This is a genomic window from Lysinibacillus cavernae, from assembly GCF_009724685.1.
GTDB lineage: Bacteria > Bacillota > Bacilli > Bacillales_A > Planococcaceae > Lysinibacillus > Lysinibacillus cavernae.
In genome coordinates this window covers 102,547-111,301 of the sequence record NZ_WMEF01000014.1, presented here as the reverse complement: position 1 = coordinate 111,301, position 8,755 = coordinate 102,547, and the positions used below count along the sequence as shown (strand labels likewise).

8 protein-coding genes are annotated in these 8,755 nt (G+C 37.7%); 3 read left to right on the top strand and 5 right to left on the bottom strand.

The genetic code is table 11. The features are described 5' to 3' along the window. Positions 1-93: 93 nt before the first annotated feature. The 5 genes from GJU32_RS20445 to GJU32_RS20425 all read right to left on the bottom strand — a co-directional run bounded on the left by GJU32_RS20445 (position 94) and on the right by GJU32_RS20425 (position 5,495). Positions 94-1,545: an alanine/glycine:cation symporter family protein gene (locus GJU32_RS20445; protein WP_155593762.1), complete on the bottom strand. Its 1,452-nt coding sequence runs from the start codon at positions 1,543-1,545 to the stop codon at positions 94-96. 285 nt (positions 1,546-1,830) lie between these two features. After that, positions 1,831-3,051, bottom strand: coding sequence for an NAD(P)/FAD-dependent oxidoreductase (locus tag GJU32_RS20440; RefSeq protein ID WP_155593761.1), 1,221 nt, complete (start codon positions 3,049-3,051; stop codon positions 1,831-1,833). Next, positions 3,041-3,382 (bottom strand): (2Fe-2S)-binding protein, encoded by a 342-nt coding sequence (locus GJU32_RS20435; RefSeq protein WP_155593760.1) that lies wholly within the window; start codon positions 3,380-3,382, stop codon positions 3,041-3,043. Before GJU32_RS20435 ends, GJU32_RS20440 begins: the two co-directional genes overlap by 11 nt. Further along, positions 3,379-3,648 (bottom strand): (2Fe-2S)-binding protein, encoded by a 270-nt coding sequence (locus GJU32_RS20430; RefSeq protein WP_155593759.1) that lies wholly within the window; start codon positions 3,646-3,648, stop codon positions 3,379-3,381. Before GJU32_RS20430 ends, GJU32_RS20435 begins: the two co-directional genes overlap by 4 nt. A 140-nt stretch (positions 3,649-3,788) precedes the next feature. Beyond that, positions 3,789-5,495 (bottom strand): sigma-54 interaction domain-containing protein, encoded by a 1,707-nt coding sequence (locus GJU32_RS20425; protein WP_230875106.1) that lies wholly within the window; start codon positions 5,493-5,495, stop codon positions 3,789-3,791. A 153-nt stretch (positions 5,496-5,648) separates the two neighbouring features. Between GJU32_RS20425 and GJU32_RS20420 the strand changes: the two genes are divergently transcribed. The 3 genes from GJU32_RS20420 to GJU32_RS20410 are packed head-to-tail and all read left to right on the top strand — an operon-like array spanning position 5,649 to position 8,731. Next, positions 5,649-6,830 (top strand): NAD(P)/FAD-dependent oxidoreductase, encoded by a 1,182-nt coding sequence (locus GJU32_RS20420; protein WP_155593758.1) that lies wholly within the window; start codon positions 5,649-5,651, stop codon positions 6,828-6,830. Beyond that, the gene (locus GJU32_RS20415; protein WP_155593757.1) at positions 6,827-7,846 is read left to right on the top strand and encodes a proline racemase family protein; all 1,020 of its coding nucleotides are present in this window, start codon (positions 6,827-6,829) and stop codon (positions 7,844-7,846) included. Before GJU32_RS20420 ends, GJU32_RS20415 begins: the two co-directional genes overlap by 4 nt. A gap of 12 nt (positions 7,847-7,858) precedes the next feature. After that, on the top strand, positions 7,859-8,731 hold the full coding sequence (locus GJU32_RS20410) for a proline racemase family protein (protein ID WP_155593756.1): 873 nt from the start codon (positions 7,859-7,861) through the stop codon (positions 8,729-8,731). Positions 8,732-8,755: the final 24 nt, after the last annotated feature.

Sequence of the window (8,755 nt, the reverse complement as noted above, 5' to 3'; positions counted from 1 at the left end):
GCGCCGATGGTAGTTGGGGGCTTCCCCCTGTGAGAGTAGGACGTCGCTAAGCAATGAAAACAGTCAGCTGTGTGCTGACTGTTTTTTTTATCATTAAGTCCGTTTATGATTGTCACTATATTTTATCCAGAATTCAGCATTTTTTATTCCAACTTCTCTTGGGTCAAAAATAGGATCGAGACCAGCCTTTTTTTGACGATCATAATCTCGTAAAACTTGAATTGCTGGTTTGCTTAATAAAACAATGGCAATAAAGTTTAAATAACTCATACTTCCGAATCCTATGTCTCCAAGCCCCCACATAAGACTGACAGATTGAACACTTCCGACATAAACAACTAGTAAGAAGATAATTTTTAATACTAACTTCAAAATAGGGAAACGTAACTTATTATCTAAATAGACAATTGTTGTTTCTGCAATATAGTAGTATGCCATTAAAGTGGTAAATGCGAAGAGGAATATGGCAATGGCAACAAATCCACTTCCAAAATCACTGAATACTGTTGATACTGCTGCTTGTGTATAAGCAGTACCTGCCACGACACCTGGAATGTTTTCAACTAAAGGTGTGGTTGTTCCAGGAGGTGTAACATTATACATGCCTGTAATGAGAATCATTAAAGCTGTAGCTGTACAAACAATGATTGTATCGATATAAATTGAGAAACCTTGAACTAAACCTTGTTTAGCAGGATGCGATACTTCAGCGGCAGCAGAACTAAATGTAGCTTCACCAGCTCCAGCGACGTTTGAAAATACAGAACGCCTAACCCCCCAAGCAATTGCAGTACCAACGATACCTCCAAAGATTGCATTAGTTCCAAAAGCACTTGTAATAATAAGTTTAAACATACTTAGAATTTCACTGACATTAGCCCCTAAAATTATTAGTGTTAAAATGACGTAGGCAAGCGCCATAATAGGAACAATTTTGTCAGCAACACGAGCTATTCGCTTAACACCACCAAATATGATTAATCCTAAAAGTATAACAATTACTGTACCTGTTATAAATGGCGGAATATTAAAGGCAGTATGGAATGAAGTAGCGATTGTGTTCGCTTGTATCCCTGGCACTAGAACACCATATGAGAGACAGATAACAAGCGCAACAAATATAGCAAAACCCTTTAGTCTTAAACCCTTTTCGATATAATATGGTGAACCACCACGATACTGATCATCAGCTTTTTCTTTATATAATTGTGCGAGTGTAGATTCTATAAAAGCACTTGCACCGCCTAGAAATGCCATGACACCCATCCAAAATACTGCACCTGGTCCACCAGCAGCAATCGCTGTGGCGACACCTGCAATATTACCAACACCAACCCGGCCAGACAATGCCATACAAAAAGCTTGGAACGAAGAGATTCCTTCTTTTGATTCTTTACGTTCACCTAATAATCGAATCATCTCAGGAATATAACGAAATTGAACAGCCTTTGTCAGGATGGTAAAGTAAAGACCTACACCTAAAGCTAAGTATACGAGTGCATTCCCCCAAATATAATCGACCAATGTATTAACGATTGTCTCCATAATTTTTTCCCCCTTAAAACATCTTTTTCTTAAGTTAGAATCCGAAATTACTACCAACCAAGAAATTGTGTCCTACACACCATGCTCATCTTGTCACACAAAGCAGTCATTCAATATTAGGGAAGTGTACAGGTATAGCTTTCATGTAGATGCTTGTTGAAATAAAAAAACCTCCTTTCAAGATTTGTGACTACATCATATGTATTGCATGTTTTATGCCATAAAGCAAAAAAGCCTTTCACTCATAAAAATGAGAAAAAGACCTTTACTCTTTACTATGCATTTTTAATGAGTAGCAAGAGGTACAACAGATTCAGCCCAAATTTGTTTCATCTGTTGACGGCCGGCTAAGATGTCAGGATGAAATTGAATATGTGCAGTGGCTCTTGTTTTTTCAACATCTTGGATGGCTAGTTTAATGTCATGCTGCGATGCTCCAGCATTTAGTCGTTGGGAAATTGTAAGGGCAGCAACTTTTCCCTGTGCTAATGCGACCTTGGCCCCTTCAATCCCCGTAATATTTCCTGCGACATACAATCCCTCTAAGTTAGTTTCCATTTGTTCATTATGTAAAGGAATGAACCCACCTAATTGTTCAATATAATGGAATGGACAACCAGCTAAAGAGGCAAGTTCTGCTAAAGGGTATAGTCCGCCAGCGATACAAACAAAGTCTGCTTTAATTCGTTTTTCGCTACCTTTAACAATTGAGCCATCTGTATTTATTGTTGCTAAAATGACCCCTTCAACTTCGTCTTTACCGACGATTTCAACTACTGCTTTACGCAACATAATAGGTATATCCCACATTTTAACACCATTTTTTGGATAAAAGTTAATGCCAAGCTTTTTCATAAAGTCATTTTTCATCAATTTACTGCCAATTTTAACAAGAGGGGAGGGAGCCATATGAGCCACATGTAATAATGAGTTCATAACCTCTAAAGGATTGCTATTACCCTTCGTTAACAAATTAGCGTGAGGTAATGTTATAGCTGCTACTTGAACCCCAGCTAATTGTAATTCCATCGCAATAGCAGAAGATAGTACATTGACCCCTATAATGACGCCACGTTTACCAGGCTTCACACGATGCACATTTGTCATTACTTGTGCTGCCCCAACAGACATTACACCTGGTAGAGTCCAACCTGGAATTGGGAATGGCGATTCTGCAGCTCCCGTAGCTAATAGCAGATGTCGGGTACGGAAAATACCTTTGGTTGTATGGATGAGCCAAGTTTGATCCACTTTTTCTAAATCGGATACACTTGTTTGCAGTAAAAATTCAACCTCGAGTGATTTTGCTCGTTCCAATAAACGTTCAGATTCTACAATACCATTCCACCATGTCCCTGGCTTTTCTTCGTATAGTTGTCCAAGTAACCGCCCACCAGCATATAAATATTCATCGATAACAAGGACGGCAATATTTTTTTCTGCTAATGTAATTGCCGCAGAAAGCCCGGCAGGACCAGCTCCAATTATTATTACTTTATTGTTCAAGGTTCTTCCTCCAGTCCCTTACTGACGTAGGAAGTGTCTGTCCACTTTTTACAACCATCCCATCTGAAATAGGGGTTAAGCATGCTCGCTCGCCCTCTAAGCCATTTACATTGACACGGCATTCAAAACAATGTCCAATATTACAATAGATGCCTCGAGGTTGCCCAGTCTCTTCATGCAAACGTAAAGTGCGGATTCCTTGTGCTAGCAATGCAGCAGCTAAGGATTCCCCTTCGTAACCTTCAAACACTTGTTCATCAAAAGTAAAAGTTACTTTTTCTTTTAGAATTAAGTTTCCCAATACTGGGTGGCTCATAATACGTTCTGTCATGATTTAACCTCCCCTAAATTGGCAAATCGCACTGGTCGAATGGGTGCCTGGTGTTTTAATGTAATTTCATCACTTGTACGCGGATGATGGAGATGGGCGATATTATCTACCATAGTACGGCATGTACGGCCACCGCAATAGCCCATACCTGCACGCGTTCGTAATTTTAGTTCTCGTGCTGAGCACTTATATTTTGACGCGCTTTCTACTAATTCATCGTAACTAACCTCTTCACAGCGACATACAATCATAGATTTATTCTGCATAGTTCCACCTCTACTATATAAAATACTTTACATACTAGATAATGCAAAAACTATGCCAGAAAAATAGAAATCGATTAAATTAGATTTTAAAGATATATAAGAAAATAGTGTATAAAAATATTTACACTAATTATAAGAAATTAGACATCTATGTTTAATTTTTTTAATCGATTGTATAAAGTCGCACGAGTAATACCTAAGTTCTTAGCACATATTTTTTTATTACCATTTACTCGAGCAAGCTGTTCTAAAATTATTTCCCGTTCATAATGTTCAAGTTGATTGTTGAGTTCTGTCCCCAAAGGAAAATCCTTCTTATCTTCAAATTTTTCATCTTTTGGTACAACTGCTAAAATATCCGCTGGTAGGTCTTCTGTATGAATAGCTCCTTCATCAGAAAATACAACAAGTCGCTCTATAACGTTAGCTAATTCACGCACATTGCCTGGCCATTGGTATTGTAAAAGCACATTTGCAATTTCTGTTGGGATTCCTTGGATAGGACGATTATATTTAATCGATTTTTCGTATAAGAAATAATTGCTAATTTCTAATATATCTGATGCTCGTTCCCGAAGCGGGGGAACTGTGAAATTCACTACATTTAGCCGATAATATAAATCTTCTCTGAATTTTCCTTCTGCTACTAACTGCTTCAAATCTCTATTAGTTGCAGCTACTAAATTAAATTCAACGTCCATTTCCTTTGTACCGCCAACTGTATAAAACGTTTTTTCCTGTAGCAGTCGTAAAATCTTTACTTGCATTTCTAGCGGCATTTCACCAATTTCATCTAAAAATAAAGTACCTCCTCGTGCAAGCTCAACTTTTCCTTTTTTTCCTTTTTGATGGGCTCCAGAAAAGGCTCCTTTTTCATAACCAAATATCTCACTTTCAAATAAGCCACTAGGAATGGCACCACAATTGATGGCGACAAATGGTGCGTCAGGCTTTTCTCGAATGGCATGAACTGCACGTGCAAATAGTTCTTTACCAACACCACTCTCTCCATAAATTAAAATATTTGCCTCGGTTTCGGCTACCTTCTTAACTTTTTCTAATACTTCTTTCAGCTTTGGACTATTGCCACGAATAAGTGTGAAAGGGTCGTAGGCTAAGCCATTGGTATTCATCTGTTTCTCTAAATTCAATAATTTTTCAGATGTAATATGAAGCTCTTCGTTTAATTTTTTGACATGGGTAATATCTGTCTCAGCAACGACTGCTCCAATTGTCTTATCATGCAGCATAACTGGATTTGAATTGATCATGACGACTAGATCTTCACGAGGAAAGTGCTGCTGTTGATAAACAGACTTTCTATGCTGTAATGTATGTAAAATTTCTAGTTGATCTTCTTTGAAGAAATGGGTGATTGGCTTTCCGATAATATTTTCTCCCGATACAGAAAAAATGCTTTCTGCTCCCTTTGTCCAATAAACAACATTTTGCTCTGCATCAATGACAGTACATGACTCATTAATTGTTTCTAAAATTGTTTGTAAATAAGCATTTCCGCATTCTAATTCATACGCAAGATCATATACTAAGGATTCTTTCCATAAATAACCTACATATTGTTTCTCCTCATTACAAACTAGTAAAAATTCATATTCCTTCATATAGTCAATAGCTGTTTTGAGTGGACAATCCAACTGGATGGTATGACAAGCAATATAGTCAACATCCATTTTTCTTTTACCGCGAATCACCGCATAAGGCTTGTCATTTTCAATTACAAAATATTGTTTGTTGTCATCGTTTAGTTTGGACACAATATCGTCAGTAGGAATAAAAGCAAAATTACGTTTTAACATTTTATTCATCATTAAATGATATGGATGCACTGTAAATCCCCCTCATTATTCATTTGTCCAATTCTTTTGAATAATATAAATAATTTTGACACATAGTGACTAGTTTATCAAACAAATTCAAAATTGATAGATTGGCATGTTTTTTGCATCAAACAGTCATGAATAGAAAAGGAGGGGAGAGGCTTGAAGAAATCTCATCATGATATCGTAATTATAGGTGGTGGCATCATTGGCGGAGCAATTGCTTATTATTGTGCAAAAGCGGGTCTTGATATCACGATACTTGAAAAAAATGAACTTGCGAGTGGTACTTCTTCACGTTGCGATGGCAATATTTTAGCTATTGATAAAGATCCTGGCTTTGACAGTCAAATGTCTTTAGTCAGTCAACAATTGGTACATGAGTTAGATAGAGAATTAGAAATGAGCTTTGAATATCGGAATCCTGGAAGCATCCTTGTTTGTGAAAGTGAGCTAGAGATGGAAGCTGCTCAGCAATGGGTTAATCGCCAGCGAGAGGCAGGTTTAGAGTTTACTATGCTAGATCGTGAGGACTTGCGGAATGAGTCAAAATATTTTGCAGATGACTTATACGGCGGGTTGGAATGTAAAACCGATTCAACAGTAAACCCCTATATGCTGACATTTTCTATGTTTCACTCAGCTGAAAAATTTGGTGCGAAGATAAAAAAACATACAGAAGTGAAAAATATTACGAAACAGCCAGATGGTGCATTTTTGCTTGAAATAAATGAGGGGTGGATAACAGCAAATAAAGTAATTAATGCTTGTGGAATTTGGGCACCGTTTATTGGACAAATGCTTGGTGTTGATATTCCAATTAAACCTCGCAAAGGACATATTCTTGTTGCATCACGTCAGCAACCAGTAGGGCTAAGAAAAGTTATGGAATTTGGTTATTTAATTTCAAAATTTGGTGGAGAACGTAAGGTGGATGCGGATATTGAAAAGTACGGGGTTGCTTTAGTGTTTGAACCGACAGAAGCACAAAATTTTTTAATAGGTAGTAGTCGCCAATTTGTGGGTTTTGATACGAAGGTAAATCATGATGTGGTAAAAATGATTGCTAGACGTGCTGTACGTTTTTATCCAAAAATCGCCGATATGTCGATTATTCGTACATATGCAGGGCTAAGACCATGGACAGAAGATCATTTACCCATCATTTGTGAGGTAGAAGAGGTACCAGGCTTCTATATTGCGGCAGGTCACGAAGGTGATGGAATTAGCTTGGCAGCCGTTACAGGAAAACTAATCCAAGAATTACTACAGCACAAAGATACGTGCATTCCTACTGAACCAGTTCATCTTAGTCGATTTCAGAAGGGAGTACTTCACAAATGAAATTTCAAAAGCTTTTTACGACAATTGATACTCACACTGGTGGGAATCCAACACGCTCATTAATAAGTGGTATGCCTAAGCTTGAAGGCAAAACAATGTCTGAAAAAATGTTATTTATGCAAGAAAATTTTGACTGGATTCGGAAATTTCTTATGAATGAACCAAGAGGACATAGCGTGATGTCTGGTGTTATTATTACAGATCCTTGCCACCCTGATGCAGACTTTGGAGTGATATATATAGAAACAGGTGGTTATTTGCCAATGTGTGGACATGACACAATTGGTGTTTGCACAGCACTTATTGAAGCAAATTTAGTAGAAGCTCATACTCCTTATACAAACATAAAATTGGACACACCTGCAGGTTTAATAGATGTTCAGATTAAAGTAGAGGATGGCGTAGCTAAGGAAGTGACATTTAAAAATGTACCATCCTTTCTATTAAAAACGATCGAAATAAAAGATCCCGAGCTGGGCGTAGTTGAATGTGAAATAGCTTATGGAGGGAACTTTTACGGCATTATAGACGCTAAAAAAATCAAACTCAACTTGACTGTAGACAATGCGACGAAGATTATTAACACAGCTATTCGACTACGCAACACTGTGAATGCTGAAGAAAATATTGTCCATCCGGAGTTTTCATTTATTCATGGACTGACACATATTGAGTTTTATACAGATCCGGTCAATCCATTAGCAAATTTAAAAAATACAGTTGTTGTACCACCAGGAGGGATTGATCGTTCTCCTTGTGGAACAGGTACTTCGGCAAAAATTGCTACACTCTATTCTAAAAATGAGCTCGCTCTCAATGAATCCTTTGTCTATGAAAGTATTGTCGGGACATTGTTTAAAGCACGTGTATTAGAAGAAGTAGCTGTTGGTGGCTTAACAGCTGTTATTCCAGAGGTAACTGGATCTGCCTGGGTTATGGGGATGCATAGATTCTTTTACAATGATCAGGATCCACTAAAAGAGGGCTATTTACTGATTCCGCCAATGGATCACTAAGGGAGGATAAACATGAATTTTCATAAGTCTTTTCAAACGATAGATACACAAGTGGTTGGAGAAGCCTTTCGCATTGTTGTGCAATCACCAATCATGCTTGCACATGAAAATATTACGGAAGCGGCTTCTGCCCTAAATACGCAATTTGAAAATACTAAACAATTGCTTTTGAATGAGCCTAGAGGACATCGTGGAATGAATGGCTGTCTTGTCTTACCATCAGCTATTGCAACCTGTCGACTATTATTTTTCCAGCATGTGGCTTCTACAGACTTCAAATATGAGGCCCTCGTAGCCACAATGACAGTGTTAATAGAACAAGGAACAATAGAACTTTCAGAGAATAATAGTTACTCTATTGAAACAGTAAAGGGTGTATACGAAGCCTCTGTAAAACTTTCTGAAGAAAAAGATACCGTGTTGTCAGTTCATTTGACAATAAGGCCAGCACATATAGAGGGCGAGCAAGTGATCATAGATAATGAGCGACGCTACATTGTGGTAGAAAAACCTCAGCAATTTAAGGCACTTGCTTTAGAAGAATTAGCAGAAATCAGTACATGGGGATTACTGGAAAGTGAGAAATATAGTACAGCTGATGGTGTCATACTATATGAACAACTAGACAGCTCAGTACGGTCGGTTACTTTTGAGCGAGATGGCTATATACTACGTTCTCCAGGAGTAGACAGTACCCTGGCATTAATAGCGGTTTTAGGGGACGAAACTGTCAAAAAAAATGACAGTATTTTTGGTAGCAGCATTGAAATTATACAAAAACATGAAATTGGCTACGAAATTGCATTAACAGGATATATTACAGGAATCCATCAATTTGTTGTGGATCGTGAGGATCCATTACAACAAGGGTTTGTCATTGTGTAATGAAAGATGATGAAGGAGGATAAA

Bases quoted from the DNA above. Each gene is read 5' to 3' on its own strand.
- GJU32_RS20445 (WP_155593762.1), bottom strand. From the start codon at position 1,545: ATGGAGACAATCGTTAATACATTGGTCGATTATATTTGGGGGAATGCA.
- GJU32_RS20435 (WP_155593760.1), bottom strand. From the start codon at position 3,382: ATGACAGAACGTATTATGAGCCACCCAGTATTGGGAAACTTAATTCTA.
- GJU32_RS20430 (WP_155593759.1), bottom strand. From the start codon at position 3,648: ATGCAGAATAAATCTATGATTGTATGTCGCTGTGAAGAGGTTAGTTAC.
- GJU32_RS20415 (WP_155593757.1), top strand. From the start codon at position 6,827: ATGAAATTTCAAAAGCTTTTTACGACAATTGATACTCACACTGGTGGG.
- GJU32_RS20410 (WP_155593756.1), top strand. From the start codon at position 7,859: ATGAATTTTCATAAGTCTTTTCAAACGATAGATACACAAGTGGTTGGA.